Source organism: Brucella ciceri, from assembly GCF_041930145.1.
Taxonomy (GTDB): Bacteria; Pseudomonadota; Alphaproteobacteria; order Rhizobiales; family Rhizobiaceae; genus Brucella; species Brucella intermedia.
Window position 1 is genome coordinate 94,913 of record NZ_JBHEEV010000007.1, and the last position, 18,529, is coordinate 113,441.

Sequence of the window (18,529 nt, forward strand, 5' to 3'; positions counted from 1 at the left end):
ACAAGCCGACAATCGGCCAGCGACCGGCCAGCAACCGGCCAGCAACCGGCTTGGGGCTTTGGAATATCTCGCCACGAAGTCACTGTGCACGGAGTTGGTTGCGGGTATCAGCCCATGCCCTTTTATGACAATGCGTGAGGTAACGATTTTATCCCGCCATGACAAGGGTGCAAACGCCGCAATGTCACGAAGTCACTCACGTCTGAAACAGCATTTCGTTTGAGAGCTTTTGCTTGGAAAAGGCTTTCGCCAGAACGGTTCGGTGAGCAATTTCCATCACCGCCGCAAGAGGCCTGCGGCAACGCGTCCATGTCAGTTTCCGCGCAAACGATCCGTTTCGCGCCGCTCCTTTTTGGTCGGCCTTCCCGCGCCGCTCTCGCGCTGCGGCGTTGCGGCCTCCGGCACGACCGCCGAAGCTGGCGCCGGCGGCGGCGAAAGATCTTCATAGAGAAGCTGGGCTTCCGGCGCCGGGCCGCGACGCTCTCCGGGAGCCACTATCTTGTAGACGAGGATGCGCCGGTCCAGCGTAATGGTCAGTACGTCGCCAACCTTCACCTGATGGGCAGCCTGCTCGATCTTGTCGCGATTGACCCGGACCTTGCCGCCGACGGCGAGTTTCGCCGCCAGCGATCTTGATTTGACCACGCGCGCGAAGAACAGCCACTTGTCGATTCGCTGTCTTGCGCCCGCTTCTGCCGTCATCTTACTTCTTCATCTGCTCTTTCAGAGCCAGAAGCTTGGCGAAAGGCGAGTCGGGGTCGATGCGTGCAGGACGCTCCTGCTCCACGCGCTTTCCAGCCGGATGACCGTGATCGCGCTTCTGCTGACGCTGGTTGCCGCCGCGGAAGTCACCCTTGTTGGAACCTTCGCGCTTGCCCTCGCCGTCATGACGCTTTGGCTTGTCGAAGCGCTTGCCGCCGCGATCGTTGCGAGCCTGCTGCTCTGCGCCGTCGGACTTGCGTGCCTCGCCACCCTGGTCGCGGTTTTGATGACCGCGATTCTGGTTGCCGCGATTTTGGCGCTGACGGTTCTGGTCCTGGTTACGGTTACGACCCTCGAAGCGACCCTGACGCCAGAGAAGGACAGGCTTTGGCTCTTCAGCCGCAGCTTCTGCCGTTTCAGCGGCCGGGGCCGATTCTTCCGCCGCAGGAGCAGCTTCGTCCGCCTTCGCTTCGACCTCTTCCTCGGCAACCACCACCGGTGCCGGCACGGGTTCAGCCGCCGGGACAGCAGGCTTTTCGGCTTCCACAACCGGAGAAACGCCAGCTTCCTTGGCGGCGGCTTCGGCTGCGAAAGCGTCGAGCTCGGCAAGCTTCGCCGTCACGGCAGCAGCTTCCATCGCCTCGTGGCGATAACCAAGGCTGCGCAGGATTTCTTCCATGTCCTCGGTTGTCGCACCCAGAATGGACATCATGGCAGGCGTGACGATGAAGCGTCCGCCGTCATAAGCGCCATCCGGACGCGCACCGGACCCCGGACGCCAGGCAAGCGCCGGGCGAATGAGATCGGCAAGACGTTCCAGAATATCGATGCGCACGGCACGACGGCCCAGCACGCGATAGCCTGCCAGACGATAGAACTGATGATCGAAAGCCGGATCGACCACGACCGAGGTGCGGCCAGCGGCCAGCACATTCACGACATCGCCGTAACCGGCGCGTTCGCGGCCATCATTCTTAAGCGCCCACAGCAGCGTGATGAGGCCAGCCGGGGCCGGCTTCAGCAGTATGGGCATGAAGACGTGATAGGCCCCGAAACGCACACCGAGACGGCGAAGCGCCGCGCGCGAATCCTGATCGAGACCGCGCACTTCCTCTGCCACATCGCGACGTGGAAGAATGCCCAGGTTCTCGACGATCTGGAATGCGAGGCCGCGTGTCATGCCGGTCAGGGCATCGGCGGCGGCCAGATCGGTAAGCGGCTTCAGAACGGTTTCGATATGATGCGCGACGAAACGGTCGATGCGCGCGGCAACCTTGTCGCGCGCTGCTCCCGTAAGCTGTTCGTCGGCGAGGATCACCGCACGCGGCTTCAGCAGGTCATCGCCCGCAACCAGCGTTGCGACCGTTGCGCCAACCCAGCGCATGACGCCATCCGAGCCCAGCGCGAAATCGCCGTTCGGCGCAGCAGCAAAGCGCTCCGCGCGACGTTCGAACTCGGCGGCCAGCGCCTTTTGTGCAGCCGACTTCACCGCCTTGGCGTCAGGCCCCTCGGCCTGAACGTCAGCGGTAAAACGGAATCCTTCCAGTTGCCCGACATTGTGGCCTTCGACAATCACGTCTCCGGCAGGGCTGATTTCTGCTTCAAGCATGGCATTCTCTCTCAGGCGCCTCATAAGCACGCTTGTCCTGCGGTCTACAAAGCGTTTCGTCAACCTTTCATGCAGCGCGTCGGACAATCTGTCCTCAATTTCGCGCGTCTTTTCCTGCCAGTGTGTCGGATCGGCAAGCCATCCCGGCCTGTGCGACACGAAAGTCCAGGTGCGGATTTGCGCCACGCGATGCGACAGGGTGTCGATTTCCCCCTCTGTGCTGTCGGCGCGGCGCACCTGTTCGCTCATATAATCTTCATCGACGCTCCCTCGGCGGACAAGATCCTGGTAGATGGTTGCAATGATATCGGCATGCTGCGCCGGCGCGATCTTGCGATAGTCGGGCAGCGCGCAGGCGTCCCATAAAAGCTCGATCCGCGCCGGTGTCGTCGCAAGCCGCACAATCTCTTCGTCTTTCGACAAATTTTCAAGCGCTTGTTGATCGACCGCCGGCAAAGCCTTGGCGAGCCCCTCGACGGGCGCGGGTGTTTCCAGAGAATATCGCAGGGAATCGAGCGACGAAAAGTCGAAACGCGCCGTGCGCCATTGCAGGACTTTCACCGGATCGAAATTATGCGCCTCCACCCGTTCGACCAGTTCCTCGTCGAAAGGATGCACCTGCCCCGTCACGCCGAATGTGCCGTCACGCAGATGCCGGCCCGCGCGTCCTGCGATCTGCCCCACTTCGGCGGGCGTCAGGTCGCGGAACTGATAGCCATCGAACTTGCGGTTCTGCGCGAAGGCGACATGATCCACATCCAGGTTGAGCCCCATGCCGATGGCATCGGTCGCCACCAGGAAATCGACGTCGCCGGACTGGTAAAGCTCCACCTGCGCATTGCGCGTGCGCGGGCTGAGCGCGCCCATGACCACTGCCGCCCCGCCGCGCTGGCGGCGGATCAGTTCGGCAATCGCGTAAACCTCGTCGGCGGAAAAGGCGACGATGGCGGAACGGTTCGGCAGGCGGGTAATCTTCTTGGAACCGGCATAGGCCAGATGCGACAGGCGCGGACGCGTCACCACATTGATGCCGCGCAGAAGCTTTTCCAGAATCCCGCGCATGGTTCCGGCACCGAGCAGCAGCGTCTCCTGCCGCCCCCGCAAATGCAGGATGCGGTCGGTGAAGATATGGCCGCGCTCAAGGTCGCCAGCAAGTTGCACTTCATCGATCGCCACGAAAGCGGCATCGGTACGGCGCGGCATGGCCTCGACCGTGCAGACGGAATAGCGCGCGCCGGGCGGCACGATCTTTTCCTCGCCCGTCACCAGCGCAACATTGGCCGCGCCTACCCGTTCCACGACACGGTTATAGACCTCGCGCGCCAGAAGGCGCAGCGGCAGGCCGATCATGCCGCTTCCATGCGACAGCATGCGTTCAATGGCGAGATGCGTCTTGCCGGTGTTGGTCGGCCCAAGCACGGCGGTCACATCGCGGCCACTCAGGGTCAGCGGCAAATCATGGGCAGGGAGTTGGTTCATGCCAATAATCGGATTCCCGGTACAAGCGCCCTTCACGGGCTGGATGCTGGTTCTGCGATAGCACTATACGACCTGCACCGAAAGCGCTCCTGTTAAGTTTAAGTATGGGCCAATTGCCGATATGTCGACGACCGATGTGAAGCCGGTCAATAACTTGTCGATTAACAATTGGAACGACTCTGGAACGAATCGGCGACGAATCGCTGACTCCGACAGCTTCGCTATTTGTTCACGGCAACATATAGTAAGCCTAGCACGAATGCCCACAACATGATGAATCAAATGTTCCGCTTATCGGTGTTCTCCTGACGCCATACGGCGGTGATCGTTAACCTTTGGCAAAACCTGTCAACAGACTGATCCACGGCAACGCTATCTCTCAGGAAATCTTAATGATTACTGATACTTCGTTAACGCCGGAACGCGTGAAAGCCCGTTTTTCGTTAACCTTCAGGCCAAAGCCGGAACGAATCGGCGACGAATCGCTGATCCTCAAAGTTTCCTTGTTTGTTCTCACAACATCTGGTGGTCAATGCTCCCGGCAGGCGCTAGAAAACCCGACGTGAACCGGCATCGATGCCACTTCCACCGGTTTTCCGTTAACTTTTACGGCAATTCCATCAATACGAGGCACAGATTTCAAACGCCTCATTGCGGAAACAAAAAGGCGGCCGGAGCTAATTCTCCGCCCGCCCCTGTTTCAATGACGCAGAAAGTCAGTCGCGCTCGACGCACAAGGCAACGCCCATGCCCCCACCGATGCAAAGCGTCGCCAGACCGCGCCTGACGTTGCGGCGCTGCATTTCATAGAGCAGCGTTGTGAGCACGCGCGCGCCCGAAGCACCGATCGGATGGCCGATCGCGATTGCCCCGCCATTGACGTTGACGATATCCGGATCAAGACCGAGATCGCGCACGACGGCGCATGACTGCGCTGCAAAGGCTTCATTGGCCTCGACCAGATCGAGATCGCCGACGCTCCAGCCTGCCTTTTCCAGCGCCTTCTTCGTGGCTGGAATCGGACCTGTTCCCATGATCGCCGGATCGACACCGGCCGTTGCCCATGAAACGATGCGCGCCAGCGGCTTCACACCGCGTTTGGCTGCTTCGTCCGCGTCCATCAGAACAACCGCTGCCGCGCCATCGTTGATGCCGGATGCGTTGCCTGCGGTAACCGTTCCTTCCTTGTCGAAGGCCGGTTTCAGCTTGGCCAAGGCCTCCATCGTCGTGCCGGGGCGGATATATTCATCCGCTGAGACAACCACATCGCCTTTGCGGCCTTTCACAGTCACCGGAACGATTTCATCCTCGAACCTTCCGGCGTTCTGTGCGGCTTCCGCCTTCTGCTGCGAGGCCAAAGCGAATTCATCCTGGTCGGCGCGGGTCAATTGCCACTGGCGGGCGATGTTTTCAGCGGTGATCCCCATAGGATAGCCATTGAAGGCATCGGTCAGGCCGTCTTTCAGCATGGTGTCGACCATCTTGAAGTCGCCCATCTTCACGCCAGAACGCAGATGCGCGCAATGCGGCGCCATCGACATGGACTCCTGACCGCCCGCCACGATGATTTTCGCATCGCCGGAAAGAATCTGCTGCATGCCGAGCGCAACCGCCCGCAAGCCGGAGCCGCAAAGCTGATTGATGGAAAACGCTGTCGTTTCCTTCGGGCAACCGGCATCCATCGCCGCCTGTCGTGCGGGGTTCTGCCCCTCGCCCGCCGTCAGCACCTGTCCGAGAATAACCTCGTCCACATCCGTCGCGTCCACACCAGCGCGTTCCAGCGCGCCCTTGATGACCGTAGCGCCCAGTTCATGCGCCGGGATAGTCGCAAACGCACCGTTGAAAGCGCCCACCGCAGTACGGGCCGCGCTGGCAATGACGATGGCTTTCGGTTCGGACATTCTTTCCTCCATAAAATGTTGCGCAACACAAAGACCAAATTTTTGCCCTTGGCAAGCTTTGCTGCATCGCTCCAGCCGTCTTCATGAAAATCGATAAAGTGTTTTGCCCGCCGACAGCAGCATTGGAGTGTGCATCCGCGGTCATGATCGCTAGACTACATTCAGCTATATATCAGGAGATACCCATGCCTTCACTGTCGCTCGAACGAGCCAATACGATCATCGCCGGGGCCTTTGCCAAGGCAGCAGAACTGAAACTGAAGCCGCTGGCCGTCTCGGTCTTTGACGCAGGCGGAAATCTGAAAGCGTTCCAGCGGCAGGACGGAACCTCGATCCTGCGCTTCGAGATTGCCTCGGGCAAGGCCTTCGGCGCGCTGGCGGTCGGTACAGGTTCGCGCTGGCTGCATAATCAGGCGAAGGACCGTCCGCATTTCCTGGAAGGACTGTCAGGCGTGTCAGGCGGCAAGATCGTGCCCGTTCCGGGCGGTGTCCTGATCAAGGACGCAGCGGGCGAGATTCTCGGCGCAGTCGGCATTTCCGGCGACACATCGGATAATGACGAAATTGCAGCCATCGCCGGTATCGAAGGTGCTGGCTTTGCCTCGGACGCAGGCTGACCTTGAACCAACCACGCGATCAAGGCTGCTTCATGCAGCCTTTTCATGTGCCTTACACAGGATCCACAAAGAAAACGCCGCCCCCGACAGGCGGGAACGGCGTTTTTGAAAACCATCTTTCGGCTGCAATGCAGCGTCAGACTTATTCCTTGGCTTCGAGGACCTGACGGCCGCGATACATACCGCTCTTCAGATCGATATGATGCGGACGACGAAGTTCGCCCGAGTTCTTGTCCTCGACATAGGTCGGGGCCTTGAGAGCGTCAGCCGAACGGCGCATGCCGCGCTTCGACGGAGACGTTTTTCGTTTTGGTACTGCCATGGATCCAGCTCCACTGATCGGTCAATAAACGTCCGGCACGGCCCCGAAGAGCCTGTCACATCGGACAAAATTCCGGAAAGTCACGTGCCTATACACGCTCTCACGTCGTTTGACCAGCGGGAGTCTTATCTTTTTTTCGTATCATCGATTTATTGCACGCAAACCACATAGGGCCCCGATCGCGCCGCGCGTCCGGCCACGATGCGGGCAATGCGCTGCATGTTGCGTGTCGGTTTGGCGGGATTGCGCAGTGCCGGGTTGGGCAGAGCGACGGCAAGCAACGCGGCTTGCTGGGCGTTGAGCTTTGCCGCCGGTCGATTGAAATAATGCTGGGCGGCGGCCTCGATCCCGTAAATGCCCGGCCCCCACTCGGCGATGTTGAGATAAATCTCCATTATGCGTTTTTTGGACAGAAGCCCATCGGCTGCCAGCGCTAGCGGGAATTCAAGCCCCTTGCGAACATAGGAACGCCCGTTCCAGAGGAAGAGATTCTTCATCGTCTGCATGGTTATGGTGGAGGCCCCGCGGCTCGGACCGCCCTCGCCCGCATCGTCCAGGACCAGCCCCAGCTGGTGCCAGTCCACGCCGCCATGGCTGCAGAACTGGCCGTCCTCGGCCATCATCACAGAGTTGACCAGAACCGGCGCGATATCATCGATACTGACCCACTGGCGATCGACGTCCTGCAGCAGAACATAGTCCTTGACCATCAGGGTCGAGATCGGGCGGACGAACGGCAGCGAATAGACCAGCAGCAGGAAAATCGGCAGCACGGCCAGAATCACCAGAATCTTGAGCGCCAGAGCAACCCGGGCACCCCAGACGGGATCTGCCAGATAATTGCGTCCATCCTTGCTCTTGATGATGATTTTTGCCACTGCCACCGCCTGCTACCTTCCTCAAGCGACATAAACCATTCCTTAATAAGTTTGAACCGGATTCCATAATCGGACCGGGGAAACAAGTCGAAACGCGCCGTTTCATGACGTTCAAATGAAAAAGCCTGTGCTGATCGACGTGGCCAGTTGACCAATCCGGCGCTTTCGTCCATCCCCTTTACCATGGAAAAGCTGTCGACCGATTTCACCGCCGCTCTCAACCTTCGCGCCATGGAAGTGGAAATGGCACTGACGGGCCTTCTGGACCAGCGCCTGCGGACAGGAGAAATCGCCCGGCCGGAAAGACTGCTCGCCGCCATGCGCCATGGTGTCCTGAACGGCGGAAAGCGCCTCCGGCCATTTCTGGTCGTCGAAAGTGCCGCTCTCTTCGGCAAGGGCGGGGATGCCGTTCTGCGCGTTGCCGCTGCACTCGAATGCATTCACTGCTATTCGCTTGTCCATGACGATCTGCCGGCCATGGACGACGACGACCTGCGGCGCGGCCAGCCGACCGTGCACAAGGCATTCGATGAAGCAGCCGCCATTCTGGCTGGCGACAGCCTGCTGACATACGCTTTCGATATCGTCTCGTCGGATGAAACCGATCTCGATCCGGCAATCCGCGTGCGGCTGGTTTCTGCACTTGCCCGCGCATCGGGCCTCGGTGGCATGGCAGGCGGACAGGCGCTCGATCTGATGGCCGAAACCAGCAAGCCCGACGAAGCCGGTATCATCACGCTGCAGGCGATGAAGACCGGAGCGCTGATCCGCTTTGCCTGCGAGGCGGGAGCCATCATCGCCAACGCCTCCACCGAAGATCGCGAACGCATGGCCGAATTCGGCTCGGCCATCGGCCTCGCGTTCCAGCTGGCGGACGATCTTCTGGACGTGACCGCAGATGCCGAGGCAATGGGCAAGGCGACCGGCAAGGATGCCGCCGCCGGAAAAGCCACGCTTGTTTCACTTCATGGCGTCGACTGGACGCGCAAGCAGTTGTCCGGCCTCGTTGCCCAGGCGGAAAGCCTGCTGGCGCCTTTCGGCAAGGACGCCGATATTCTGAAGCAGGCCGCCCGCTTCATTGCCGAACGCCAGAGCTAGACGAAGTCGCCCGAAAGCGGAAACCGGTTCGGGATAAGACATGCGGAAAACAATCCGCTAAAGATCGTCCTCGCGAACCTTGATGATGACGACATCATCCGAGGAAAGCCTGCGCCCATCCCGGGCGCGCACCTCAAGCAGAGCCACATCCTCGCCCGAAACGCTATCCACAAGGCGTGAATGCGTCTCGCCCGGCGCAAAAAGGTGCTTTTCGCCCCATTGCCGGAGCGACACGACGACAGGCAGCAGATCGCGTCCCTTTGCCGTCAGCCGATATTCCTGATGCGCGCCTCCGTTGGGGTCCGGCACGGATTCCATGATTTCCTCGCCTGTGAGCTTGCGCAGACGGTCCGAAAGAATATTGCGGGCGATTCCCAGATTCTTCTGAAAGGCGCTGAAACGGGTCACGCCATCAAAAGCCTCGCGAACGATCAGCAGCGACCACCAGTCGCCGATGACGTCAAGCGCCCGGGCACTGGGGCAATAGTCGCCTTTCAGGCTTTTCTTTCGAACCATATTGACTCCATAAATTGCAATCTGGTTGCAATATAAAACCTTTTTCGCTACAAACAAAATGGTTTCATTTTAAAACCATTTTGCAGGAGCACAACCATGCACCCCTCAACCGACGCGGCAGCAGCGCTGTCCGCGAACCCTGATGCACGTCCGCTTTCTTCGGCTACCCTTCTTTTGTTCGCCGCCGCAAGCGGGCTGGCGGTGGCCAATGTCTATTTCGCTCACCCGCTTCTCGATGTGATGGCAGACGATCTCGGCCTCAAGCGATCGACAGCGGGCCTTATCGTCGCCGCCAGCCAGATCGGTTATGCGCTTGGCCTGATCTTCCTGGTTCCGCTCGGCGACCTGTTCAACCGGCGCAAGCTCATCATCGTCCATTTCCTGCTCTCGGTCCTGTCGCTGATCGCAATCGGCTTTGCGGCCGATGCCACGGTGCTTCTGGTTGCCATGGCCATCATGGGCCTGCTCGCCGTCGTCACACAGGCGCTCGTCGCCTATGCAGCCAGTCTGGCGGAACCTGCGCGGCGCGGCCATGTCGTCGGCATCGTAACGAGCGGCATCGTGCTGGGCATTTTGCTGGCGCGCGCCATCGCAGGCGCCCTTACCGATATTGGCGGCTGGCGCAGCGTCTATTTCGTTTCCGCCGTTCTCACCCTTTCGATCGCGCTCCTGCTCTGGCGCAGCCTGCCCGACCAGAAGCGGCAGCCGACAAGCGTCCGCTATCCCGCACTCATTCTGTCGCTCGTGACGCTGTTTCGCTCCGAGCCGGTGCTGCGCATTCGCGCCATCATAGCCATGCTGATCTTCGCCAATATCACCACTTTGCTCGCACCACTGGTCATGCCGCTCAGCGCCCCGCCGTTTGAACTGAGCCATGCCCAGATCGGGCTGTTCGGTCTTGCGGGTGCAGCAGGAGCACTCGCCGCCTCCCGCGCCGGAAGCGCCGCCGATCGCGGCCATGCCCAGCGCATGACGGGCTTCGCCCTGATGCTGATGCTCGTCTCGTGGGGATTGATAGCCCTGCTTGGACACTCGCTGCTCTGGTTGATCGCGGGCGTGCTTGTAATCGACTTCGGCCTTCAGGCCGTGCACGTGACCAATCAGGCGATGATCTACCGCGTGCGGCCGGATGCGCAGAACAGGCTCACCGCCGCCTATATGGTCTTCTATTCCATCGGCAGCGCCAGCGGTTCGGCGATTTCAACCTGGGTCTATGCGCATACAGGCTGGAACGGTGTCTGCCTGCTTGGCGCAGGGATCAGCCTCGTCACGCTCATCTTCTGGGCGGCGACACTGAAAACCACGCCGGAAGCCGCGACACGCGCGGTCATCCGTACGGCTTAGTTCTGGCCGGACGCCACCTTCTGCTCAAGCCCGAAGCGGTTTTCGATGTAATCGGCAACCATCTTCTGGAATTCTTCGGCGATGGCAGGACCGCGTAGCGTCGTGACCTTCTTGCCATCGACAAAGACCGGTGCGGACGGCGTTTCGCCCGTGCCGGGAAGCGAAATACCGATATCGGCATGCTTGGATTCGCCCGGCCCGTTGACGATGCAGCCCATGACCGCAACCGAGAGCGCTTCCACACCGGGATATTTCTCGCGCCAGACCGGCATGTTGCGGCGGATGTCGTCCTGAATGGTCTGCGCCAGTTCCTGAAACACGGTCGAGGTCGTGCGGCCGCAACCAGGGCAGGCTGCAACGATAGGGATGAACTGGCGGAAACCCATGGTCTGCAGCAATTCCTGCGCCACTTGCACCTCGCGGGTGCGGTCGCCGCCCGGCTCCGGGGTCAGCGAAATGCGGATCGTGTCGCCAATGCCCTGCTGCAGCAGAATGCCCATGGCAGCGGAGGAGGCAACGATACCCTTGGTGCCCATGCCGGCTTCGGTAAGTCCGAGATGCAGCGCATGGTCGCAACGCTGCGCCAGCATCGTATAGACGGCAATCAGGTCCTGAACCTGACTGACCTTGGCCGACAGGATGATCTTGTCGCGGCCAAGCCCGATCTCTTCGGCAAGATTGGCAGATATGAGCGCCGACTGCACGATTGCTTCGCGCATGACTTCCTGCGCGGAAAGCGGTGCGCCTTCGGCCTGATTGCGATCCATCAGCGTGGTCAGGAGTTCCTGATCGAGCGAACCCCAGTTGACGCCGATGCGCACCGGCTTGTCATAGCGGATAGCCATTTCGACGATATCCGCGAACTGCTTGTCCTTCTTGTCCTTGAAGCCGACATTGCCCGGATTGATGCGGTATTTTGCAAGCGCCTCCGCACAGGCCGGATGATCGGCGAGCAGCTTGTGGCCGATATAATGGAAATCGCCGACCAGCGGCACGTCATGACCAAGACGCTCCAGCCGTTCGCGGATTTTTGGCACGGCGGCAGCCGATTCATCGCGATCCACCGTAATGCGCACGATTTCCGAACCGGCGCGATGCAGTGCCGCCACCTGCGCCACCGTGGAGTCCACATCCGCCGTGTCCGTATTGGTCATGGACTGCACGACAACGGGTGCACTGCCACCGACGATAACGCCACCGACACTGACACCAACCGACTGGCGGCGGGGAAATGGATGCGAAAAATAGCTGACGGTCTCGGAAGACATTTTGCTCTGTTCTTAACTGTACCTGTTTTCAGGTGGCGCAGCGCGACGCGAATGTCAACGTCTGCATTTCCACGGGCCTGCGTATATCCGGCTTTCGATTTATATAATCGCTTGCCGAGGCAATGTCGCCCTCTCATTATGTCGTGACGACAAGGAGGAGTCTGCCAATGACCGATGCATCTGCCCGCAAGACCGCAATCATCACCGGATCGAATTCCGGGATCGGCCTCGGTATAGCCCATGCGCTGGCGGCGGCGGGACACAACGTCGTGATCAACTCCTTCACCGACCGTGACGAGGATCACGCGCTTGCGCGGAAACTCGGTGAAGAGCATGGCGTGAGCGTGGTCTACATCGCAGCCGACATGTCGAAGGCCGGCCAATGTCGTGAACTCATCACGGCAACCGTGAAACAGTTCGGCAACGTGGACATTCTCGTCAACAATGCCGGTATCCAGCATGTATCACCGGTGGAAGAGTTCCCGCCCGAGCAATGGGACCGCATCATCGCGATCAATCTGACTTCGGCCTTCCACACATCCGCTGCCGCGATCCCGCATATGCGCAATTCGGGCTGGGGCCGCATCATCAACATCGCCTCCGCGCACGGCCTCGTGGCATCGCCGTTCAAATCGGCTTATGTCGCCGCCAAGCACGGCATTGTCGGCTTCACCAAGACCCTGGCGCTGGAGCTTGCGACCGCAAAGATCACCGCCAATTCCATCTGCCCCGGCTATGTGCTGACCCCGCTTGTCGAGGCGCAGATCCCGGACCAGATGAAGGCCTATCATATGGATCGCGAAACCGTGATCCGCGAAGTGATGCTCGACAAGCAACCGACCAAGGAATTCGTCACCACTGCGCAGATCGGCGCCATCGCCGCTTTCCTCGCAAGCGATGCGGCAGCGCAGATCAACGGCGCTGCCATTCCTGTCGATGGCGGCTGGACGGCCGGATAGCGCATCCAGAAAAGTGGGAATCGGTTTTCGGAAAGGATGCGCGGCATAAGAAAGCTTAATGCTTTTGGTCGGCGTATCGGGCGAGGCTTGAGAAGGCCAGCACGACGAGAAGCAAAACCGGAAGCGCCAGAAACACCACGCCGAAACCACTATGCTTGGCGACAAAACCGATCAGCGACGGCGCCACCAGCATTCCCGAATAGCCAAGCGTCGTCGCGATGGACAGGCCGACGCTCGGGTTGACGCCCGGCATGTTGCCTGCCATCGAGAAGGCTATCGGCACCATGTTGGAAATGCCGATCCCACAGATAGCGAAGCCGATGATCGCCGTTGTGGAGCTGTTTCCGAGACCGACGATCAACATGCCGATAATGGCGATAGTCGTACAGGCGCGCAGGATTTTGACCGCGCCGAACCGGTCGCGGACCAGATCGCCCGCAAAGCGCATGATGGCCATGGCCCCTGAAAACGCCGCGAAGCCGAAGCCCGCCACCGTGACCGAAGCGCCCAGATCCTGGCGCATATGGTAAGCGCCCCAATCGATAATCGCACCTTCCGGCACCATGGAAAACAGCGCCATGACGCCGACAAGCCATGGCAGGGGATTGCGCGGCAGGGTGAGCTTCTGCTTTTCAGCTCCCGAATGATGATGCACCGTGTCCGCGATGATCGAAGGCCATGCAACCGCAATCAGGATGGCGGCGACAACCGTTGTCACCAGCGCATGAACGGTCGATCCGAATTGCGCAATGAGAAAGCCCCCGCTTGCAGCGCCAATCAGGCCGCCAAGGCTCCAGAAGGCGTGGCAGGACGACATGATCGCCCGGCGCATCTTTTTCTCGACCGCGACCGCATTGGCATTCATCGACACGTCCATCGCGGCCATGGTCCCGCCGAAATAGAACATCACGATCACAGCCGTGACCACATTGGGAACCACTGCGATGATGAGCAGCGCCGGAATGAAGGCGAGCGCAAACATGCGCACCACAATGCCCGAGCCGCGATGCGCCGAAAGAGCGCCCGCGACCGGCATCATGGCCAGGGAACCGAGACCGAAGACAAGGATCATCAGCCCCATACCGGCGCTGTCGAGACCCAGACGCGCGGCGAATTCCGGGATTTTCGGAGCCCACCCGCCGAAAACATACCCGTTCATCAGGAAAAGAAGCGCCACGGCGATCCGCTCTCTGGTTACAATCGGCGCACGCGTGGGTGCCGCATCTTCGCGTCCGGAAACCTGTTCCATCTGTCCCTCAGTTGCGGTCCGCTGCCGCACGTAAAATCTTCATACCCGATGCCGCATAGGGCGCAAGCGCCGCTTCATCCGCATCGTATTCGACAGCCATGACGCCGACATCGTTCAAGGGAACAACATCATGGGCGGCAACCGTGCCGAGCTTGTCGCTCGTAATGGCAAGCGCCACCATCCGGCTGCGTCCGGCAATCACTCTTTTGAATTCCGCATCGTCGAGATGCAGCGCGGTCACGCCGATTTCGGCGGCGATCCCGCATGCCCCCAGCACGCAAAGATCGGGCCGCAGCAATTCTGCGTCGCGCAAGGCGCGCGCGCCGACTGCTGCACTCACGCGCCGGTCGATGGGCCCACCGATCATGATCAGCTCGATCTCGGGCGAACCCATGAGAATCGCAGCGATGGACGGCGTATTGGTGACGACGGTAATGGCTTCGCCACGCTCGACCATAAGCCGGGCCAGCGCCGTATTGACCGAAGAAGCGTCGAGAAACACCGTCATGCCGGGTTCCACCAGCCGCGCCAGCGCCGCGGCGAGCGCGGCCTTCACCTGCGGTCGTTCGCAATCCCGTTCGGCAAGCGGCGAAGGTTCCGGCACGGCCCGCAGCGCACCACCATAGACGCGCTTGCAAAGCCCGGCTGCCGCCATCTCGCGCAGATCGCGCCGGATCGTATCCTCCGACACGCCGAAACTTTCCGCCAGTTCAGCCGCCAGCACACGCCCCGACTGCTGCAGCAGCTGCTGGATGCGTGCCTGTCTTTCGTGAAGCAGAAGCTCTGTCGCCATTATCCCTCAACATGCACAACCATGCACAAATAGGCATGAACATGCATATCAGATTTTGCCTCCCGCGCAAGCGCAAAGAAAATGCCGCGGCTTTTGACGACCGCGGCGTTTGCGTTTCTGACGCTTTCAAGGCGACAGTTTCGGTCTGATGGGCCGCTACGCTTCTCCTTCATCCTGAGCCTGTCAAAGGACGAGGGCAGGCACGGTGCATTTCCCTCACCCTTCGAGACGCCGTTTTCAACGGCTCCTCAGGGTGAGGGAAAGGGAGACCTGGAGCGCGATCCGAAGATCGATCAACCTCGGCTGAAGCCCATAACTGTTACGAGTAGACGACCAGCAAATCCTTGGCATCGATCTGCTCGCCCGGACGCACCAGCACTTCCGCGATAGTGCCATCGCGTTCGGCATGGATGGCGGTTTCCATCTTCATCGCTTCAATGGAGAGCAGCACGTCGCCCTGAGAAACCGTCTGTCCGGCGGCGACCGCAACGGTGGAAACGACACCCGGCATCGGCGCACCGACCTGCTTGTCATTCCCCGCTTCCACCTTGCGGCGGACACCGCCAGAAGCACCCTTGGCGCGGTTCGGCACCTTGATGCGGCGCGGCTGGCCGTTCAGTTCGAAGAACACCGTCACCATGCCCTTCTCGTCCGTCTCGCTCATCGCCTGATTGACGATCACCAGCGTCTTGCCGCGTTCCAGATCGACAAAAACCTCTTCTTCCGGCTTGAGGCCGTAGAAATAGACCGGTGTCGGCAGAACGCTCGTCGGGCCATAGGTTTCCTGCGCCGCTGCATAATCGGTGAACACCTTCGGATACATCAGCGCCGATGCAAATTCCTGATCGGAAATCTTGTGTCCGACCGCCTGCTCGAACCCCTCACGCTCGGCATTGAGATCGGCAGGCTCCAGAAGAGCGCCGGGACGCACGGTAAACGGCTCCTCACCCTTGAGGATTTTCTTCTGCAGTGCCTTCGGCCAACCCGATGGCGGCTGGCCGAGATCGCCCCGCATCATCGACACAACCGAATCCGGGAAAGCAATGTCCTTGGCCGGATTTTCGACATCGGCAACGGTCAGGTCCTGACTGACCATCATCAGCGCCATGTCGCCGACAACCTTCGAGGACGGCGTGACCTTGACGATATCGCCGAACATGCGGTTCACGTCTGCATAGGCCTGCGCCACTTCGTGCCAGCGGGTTTCAAGTCCGAGCGAGCGCGCCTGTTCCTTCAGGTTCGTGAACTGGCCGCCCGGCATTTCATGCAGATAGACTTCCGAAGCCGGTCCCTTGAGGTCGCTTTCAAAGGCCGCATACTGGTTGCGCACCGCTTCCCAATAGAAGGAAATGCGACGGATCGACTCCGGATCGAGCCCCGGATCACGCTCGGAACCGTGCAAGGCTTCGACGATGGACCCAAGGCAAGGCTGCGATGTGTTGCCGGACAGCGCATCCATCGCAGCGTCAACGACATCGACGCCCGCATCGATCGCGGCAAGCACGGTCGCCGCCGAAATGCCCGACGTATCATGCGTATGGAAATGGATCGGCAGGTCGGTTTCCTCGCGCAGCGCCTTGAACAGAACGCGGGCGGCGGCAGGCTTCAACAGGCCCGCCATATCCTTCACCGCGATGATATGCGCGCCAGCCTTTTCAACTTCCTTCGCCAGATCGACATAATATTTAAGATCGTACTTGGCGCGCTCCGGATTGAGAATATCGCCGGTGTAGCAGATCGCCGCTTCACAGAGCTTGTTTTCCTCCAGCACAGCATCCATCGACACGCGCATGTTCTCGACCCAGTTGAGACTGTCGAAAACACGGAACAGATCGATGCCGCCTCTGGCTGCCTCGCGCACGAAATATTTCACGACATTGTCGGGATAGGATTTGTAGCCAACCCCGTTCGCACCGCGCAGAAGCATCTGCAGAAGAAGGTTCGGGGCGCCTTCACGCACCAGCGCCAGACGCTCCCACGGGTCTTCCGTGAGGAAGCGCATCGAGACGTCGAAGGTCGCGCCGCCCCAGCATTCCAGAGAGAACAGGTTCGGCAGCGCCTGCGCATAGGAATTGGCAATACGGGCAATGTCATAGGTTCGCACGCGGGTGGCAAGCAGTGACTGGTGCCCGTCGCGCATGGTGGTATCGGTAATCAGCGCCCGCTTTTCATTGCGCACCCATTCGGCGAATTTCTTCGGTCCAAGCTGGTCCAGACGCTGCTTGGTGCCATCCACCACTGGCTTATCGCCGAACCACGGCACGCGCGGCCTGGCGGCATCCTTGGCCGGCTTTGCCCGGCCTTTGGTCTCCGGGTGACCGTTGACCGTCACATCGGCTATATAGGTCAGAAGCTTGGTGGCGCGATCCTGACGCTTCACCTGCTCGAACAGTTCCGGCGTGGTGTCGATGAAGCGCGTGGTGTAGTCGTTCGCTTGAAACTTCGGATGATTGATGATCGCTTCGAGGAAGGTCAGGTTCGTCGCCACGCCGCGAATGCGGAATTCGCGGAGCGCCCGGTCCATGCGGCGAATGGCTTCAAGAGGCGTAGAGCCCGAAGCCGTCACCTTGACGAGCAGCGGATCGTAATAGCGGGTAATGAACGCGCCCGAATAGGCCGTGCCGCCATCGAGGCGAATGCCGAAGCCCGACGCCGAGCGATAGGCCTGAATGCGCCCGTAATCGGGGATGAAATTCTGTTCCGGGTCTTCCGTGGTGATGCGGCACTGAAGCGCATGGCCGTTGAGACGAATGTCCTCCTGACGCGGCACGCCCGATTCCGGCGTTCCGATGGCAAAGCCTTCGAGAATATGAATCTGCGCCTTGACGATATCGATGCCAGTCACCTGCTCGGTGACGGTATGCTCAACCTGAATACGCGGGTTGACCTCGATGAAATAGAACTTGCCCGTATCGGCATCCATGAGGAACTCGACAGTACCGGCGCCGATATAATCGGTGGCATGGGCGATCTTCAGGCCATAGCTTGCCAGTTCCTGGCGTTGCGCATCGCTGAGGTAGGGCGCTGGCGCCCGCTCCACGACCTTCTGGTTGCGGCGCTGGATCGAGCAGTCGCGCTCGAAAAGATGGACCGCATTGCCGTGGGTATCGCCCAATATCTGCACTTCGACATGGCGCGCGCGTTCGATCAGCTTTTCGAGATAGACCTCGTCCTTGCCGAAAGCTGCCTTGGCCTCGCGCTTGGCTTCCGTCACCTCGCGCGCGAGATCGGCTTCGGCGCGGATCGCGCGCATGCCCCGACCGCCGCCGCCCCAGCTCGCCTTCAGCATCAGCGGATAGCCGATCTGGCTCGCCAGCTTCTTCACTTCCTCCATGTCGTCGGGAAGCGGATCGGTGGCCGGAACCACCGGCACGCCGATCTCGATGGCGAGATTGCGCGCGGCAACCTTATTGCCGAGGCGGCGCATGGTCTCCGGCTTCGGACCGATGAAGATGATGCCGTTTTCGGCGCAGGCTTCAGCAAATTCAGGGCTTTCGGACAACAGGCCGTAGCCCGGATGGATCGCATCGGCACCCGAAAGCCTGGCAACGCGAATGATTTCATCAATGGAAAGATAGCTTTCAATCGGACCGAGATCGCGATCCAGATGCGGCCCGCGACCGACCTGATAGCTTTCATCGGCCTTGAAGCGATGCAGGGAAAGTTTGTCTTCCTCGGCCCATATGGCCACCGTTTTGAGTCCCAGCTCATTGGCGGCGCGGAATACGCGGATTGCAATTTCAGATCGGTTGGCGACCAGAATTTTCCGGATAGGCTTTTGGGCGAAAGACAAG

At 60.3% G+C, this 18,529-nt stretch carries 15 protein-coding genes; 5 read left to right on the forward strand and 10 right to left on the reverse strand.

What is annotated here, in order from left to right:
* Positions 1-312 precede the first annotated feature (312 nt).
* Complete coding sequence (locus JNC63_RS15510) at positions 313-702, reverse strand: Hsp15 family ribosome-associated heat shock protein (protein ID WP_063620159.1); 390 nt, start codon at positions 700-702, stop codon at positions 313-315.
* A 1-nt stretch (position 703) separates the two neighbouring features.
* A complete protein-coding gene (locus JNC63_RS15515; protein WP_063882984.1) occupies positions 704-3,790 on the reverse strand; it encodes a helicase-related protein in 3,087 nt (1,028 codons plus the stop codon).
* A 392-nt stretch (positions 3,791-4,182) separates the two neighbouring features.
* Between JNC63_RS15515 and JNC63_RS15520 the strand changes: the two genes are divergently transcribed.
* Complete coding sequence (locus JNC63_RS15520) at positions 4,183-4,356, forward strand: hypothetical protein (RefSeq protein ID WP_155734072.1); 174 nt, start codon at positions 4,183-4,185, stop codon at positions 4,354-4,356.
* Positions 4,357-4,506: 150 nt separating this feature from the next.
* On the opposite strand, the gene JNC63_RS15525 is transcribed toward JNC63_RS15520, so the two are convergent.
* Entirely contained in the window at positions 4,507-5,691 is a 1,185-nt protein-coding gene (locus JNC63_RS15525; protein WP_006471271.1) for an acetyl-CoA C-acetyltransferase, read from the reverse strand.
* Between the two features lie 185 nt (positions 5,692-5,876).
* Between JNC63_RS15525 and JNC63_RS15530 the strand changes: the two genes are divergently transcribed.
* Positions 5,877-6,308, forward strand: a complete 432-nt coding sequence (locus JNC63_RS15530) for a GlcG/HbpS family heme-binding protein (protein ID WP_006471270.1) — start codon at positions 5,877-5,879, stop codon at positions 6,306-6,308.
* Between the two features lie 142 nt (positions 6,309-6,450).
* Here JNC63_RS15530 and rpmF read toward each other — a convergent pair whose 3' ends face one another.
* Both rpmF and mtgA read right to left on the reverse strand, forming a co-directional pair.
* Positions 6,451-6,630 (reverse strand): 50S ribosomal protein L32, encoded by a 180-nt coding sequence (rpmF, locus tag JNC63_RS15535; protein WP_006467787.1) that lies wholly within the window; start codon positions 6,628-6,630, stop codon positions 6,451-6,453.
* A 149-nt stretch (positions 6,631-6,779) separates the two neighbouring features.
* Positions 6,780-7,508, reverse strand: coding sequence for a monofunctional biosynthetic peptidoglycan transglycosylase (gene mtgA, locus JNC63_RS15540; protein WP_025090875.1), 729 nt, complete (start codon positions 7,506-7,508; stop codon positions 6,780-6,782).
* 183 nt (positions 7,509-7,691) lie between these two features.
* Between mtgA and JNC63_RS15545 the strand changes: the two genes are divergently transcribed.
* Positions 7,692-8,606, forward strand: coding sequence for a polyprenyl synthetase family protein (locus JNC63_RS15545; protein WP_006471267.1), 915 nt, complete (start codon positions 7,692-7,694; stop codon positions 8,604-8,606).
* A gap of 57 nt (positions 8,607-8,663) precedes the next feature.
* On the opposite strand, the gene JNC63_RS15550 is transcribed toward JNC63_RS15545, so the two are convergent.
* Complete coding sequence (locus tag JNC63_RS15550) at positions 8,664-9,122, reverse strand: winged helix-turn-helix transcriptional regulator (protein WP_006471266.1); 459 nt, start codon at positions 9,120-9,122, stop codon at positions 8,664-8,666.
* A 96-nt stretch (positions 9,123-9,218) separates the two neighbouring features.
* On the opposite strand from JNC63_RS15550, the gene JNC63_RS15555 reads away from it, so the two are divergent.
* Positions 9,219-10,466: an MFS transporter gene (locus JNC63_RS15555; protein ID WP_063620161.1), complete on the forward strand. Its 1,248-nt coding sequence runs from the start codon at positions 9,219-9,221 to the stop codon at positions 10,464-10,466.
* Here the strand turns inward: JNC63_RS15555 and ispG are convergent.
* Positions 10,463-11,734, reverse strand: coding sequence for a flavodoxin-dependent (E)-4-hydroxy-3-methylbut-2-enyl-diphosphate synthase (gene ispG, locus JNC63_RS15560; protein WP_063620162.1), 1,272 nt, complete (start codon positions 11,732-11,734; stop codon positions 10,463-10,465). The two genes, JNC63_RS15555 and ispG, sit on opposite strands and share 4 nt — an antisense overlap.
* 167 nt (positions 11,735-11,901) lie before the next feature.
* Between ispG and JNC63_RS15565 the strand changes: the two genes are divergently transcribed.
* Complete coding sequence (locus JNC63_RS15565; RefSeq protein WP_063620163.1) at positions 11,902-12,693, forward strand: 3-hydroxybutyrate dehydrogenase; 792 nt, start codon at positions 11,902-11,904, stop codon at positions 12,691-12,693.
* Positions 12,694-12,748: 55 nt separating this feature from the next.
* Here JNC63_RS15565 and JNC63_RS15570 read toward each other — a convergent pair whose 3' ends face one another.
* The 3 genes from JNC63_RS15570 to pyc all read right to left on the reverse strand — a co-directional run bounded on the left by JNC63_RS15570 (position 12,749) and on the right by pyc (position 18,528).
* A complete protein-coding gene (locus tag JNC63_RS15570) occupies positions 12,749-13,942 on the reverse strand; it encodes an MFS transporter (protein ID WP_063620164.1) in 1,194 nt (397 codons plus the stop codon).
* 7 nt (positions 13,943-13,949) lie between these two features.
* Positions 13,950-14,735 carry a DeoR/GlpR family DNA-binding transcription regulator gene (locus JNC63_RS15575; RefSeq protein ID WP_063620165.1) on the reverse strand — a complete coding sequence of 262 codons (786 nt, stop codon included), beginning with the start codon at positions 14,733-14,735 and terminating at the stop codon, positions 13,950-13,952.
* A gap of 319 nt (positions 14,736-15,054) precedes the next feature.
* Positions 15,055-18,528: a pyruvate carboxylase gene (gene pyc / locus JNC63_RS15580; RefSeq protein WP_063620166.1), complete on the reverse strand. Its 3,474-nt coding sequence runs from the start codon at positions 18,526-18,528 to the stop codon at positions 15,055-15,057.
* Between the last annotated feature and the right edge of the window lies 1 nt (position 18,529).

What these genes read in the sequence shown, in the direction of transcription:
- JNC63_RS15510 (WP_063620159.1), bottom strand. Translation starts at nt 702, where the DNA reads ATGACGGCAGAAGCGGGCGCAAGACAGCGAATCGACAAGTGGCTGTTC.
- JNC63_RS15515 (WP_063882984.1), bottom strand. Translation starts at nt 3,790, where the DNA reads ATGAACCAACTCCCTGCCCATGATTTGCCGCTGACCCTGAGTGGCCGC.
- JNC63_RS15520 (WP_155734072.1), top strand. Translation starts at nt 4,183, where the DNA reads ATGATTACTGATACTTCGTTAACGCCGGAACGCGTGAAAGCCCGTTTT.
- JNC63_RS15525 (WP_006471271.1), bottom strand. Translation starts at nt 5,691, where the DNA reads ATGTCCGAACCGAAAGCCATCGTCATTGCCAGCGCGGCCCGTACTGCG.
- JNC63_RS15530 (WP_006471270.1), top strand. Translation starts at nt 5,877, where the DNA reads ATGCCTTCACTGTCGCTCGAACGAGCCAATACGATCATCGCCGGGGCC.
- rpmF (WP_006467787.1), bottom strand. Translation starts at nt 6,630, where the DNA reads ATGGCAGTACCAAAACGAAAAACGTCTCCGTCGAAGCGCGGCATGCGC.
- JNC63_RS15545 (WP_006471267.1), top strand. Translation starts at nt 7,692, where the DNA reads ATGGAAAAGCTGTCGACCGATTTCACCGCCGCTCTCAACCTTCGCGCC.
- JNC63_RS15550 (WP_006471266.1), bottom strand. Translation starts at nt 9,122, where the DNA reads ATGGTTCGAAAGAAAAGCCTGAAAGGCGACTATTGCCCCAGTGCCCGG.
- JNC63_RS15555 (WP_063620161.1), top strand. Translation starts at nt 9,219, where the DNA reads ATGCACCCCTCAACCGACGCGGCAGCAGCGCTGTCCGCGAACCCTGAT.
- ispG (WP_063620162.1), bottom strand. Translation starts at nt 11,734, where the DNA reads ATGTCTTCCGAGACCGTCAGCTATTTTTCGCATCCATTTCCCCGCCGC.
- JNC63_RS15565 (WP_063620163.1), top strand. Translation starts at nt 11,902, where the DNA reads ATGACCGATGCATCTGCCCGCAAGACCGCAATCATCACCGGATCGAAT.
- JNC63_RS15570 (WP_063620164.1), bottom strand. Translation starts at nt 13,942, where the DNA reads ATGGAACAGGTTTCCGGACGCGAAGATGCGGCACCCACGCGTGCGCCG.
- JNC63_RS15575 (WP_063620165.1), bottom strand. Translation starts at nt 14,735, where the DNA reads ATGGCGACAGAGCTTCTGCTTCACGAAAGACAGGCACGCATCCAGCAG.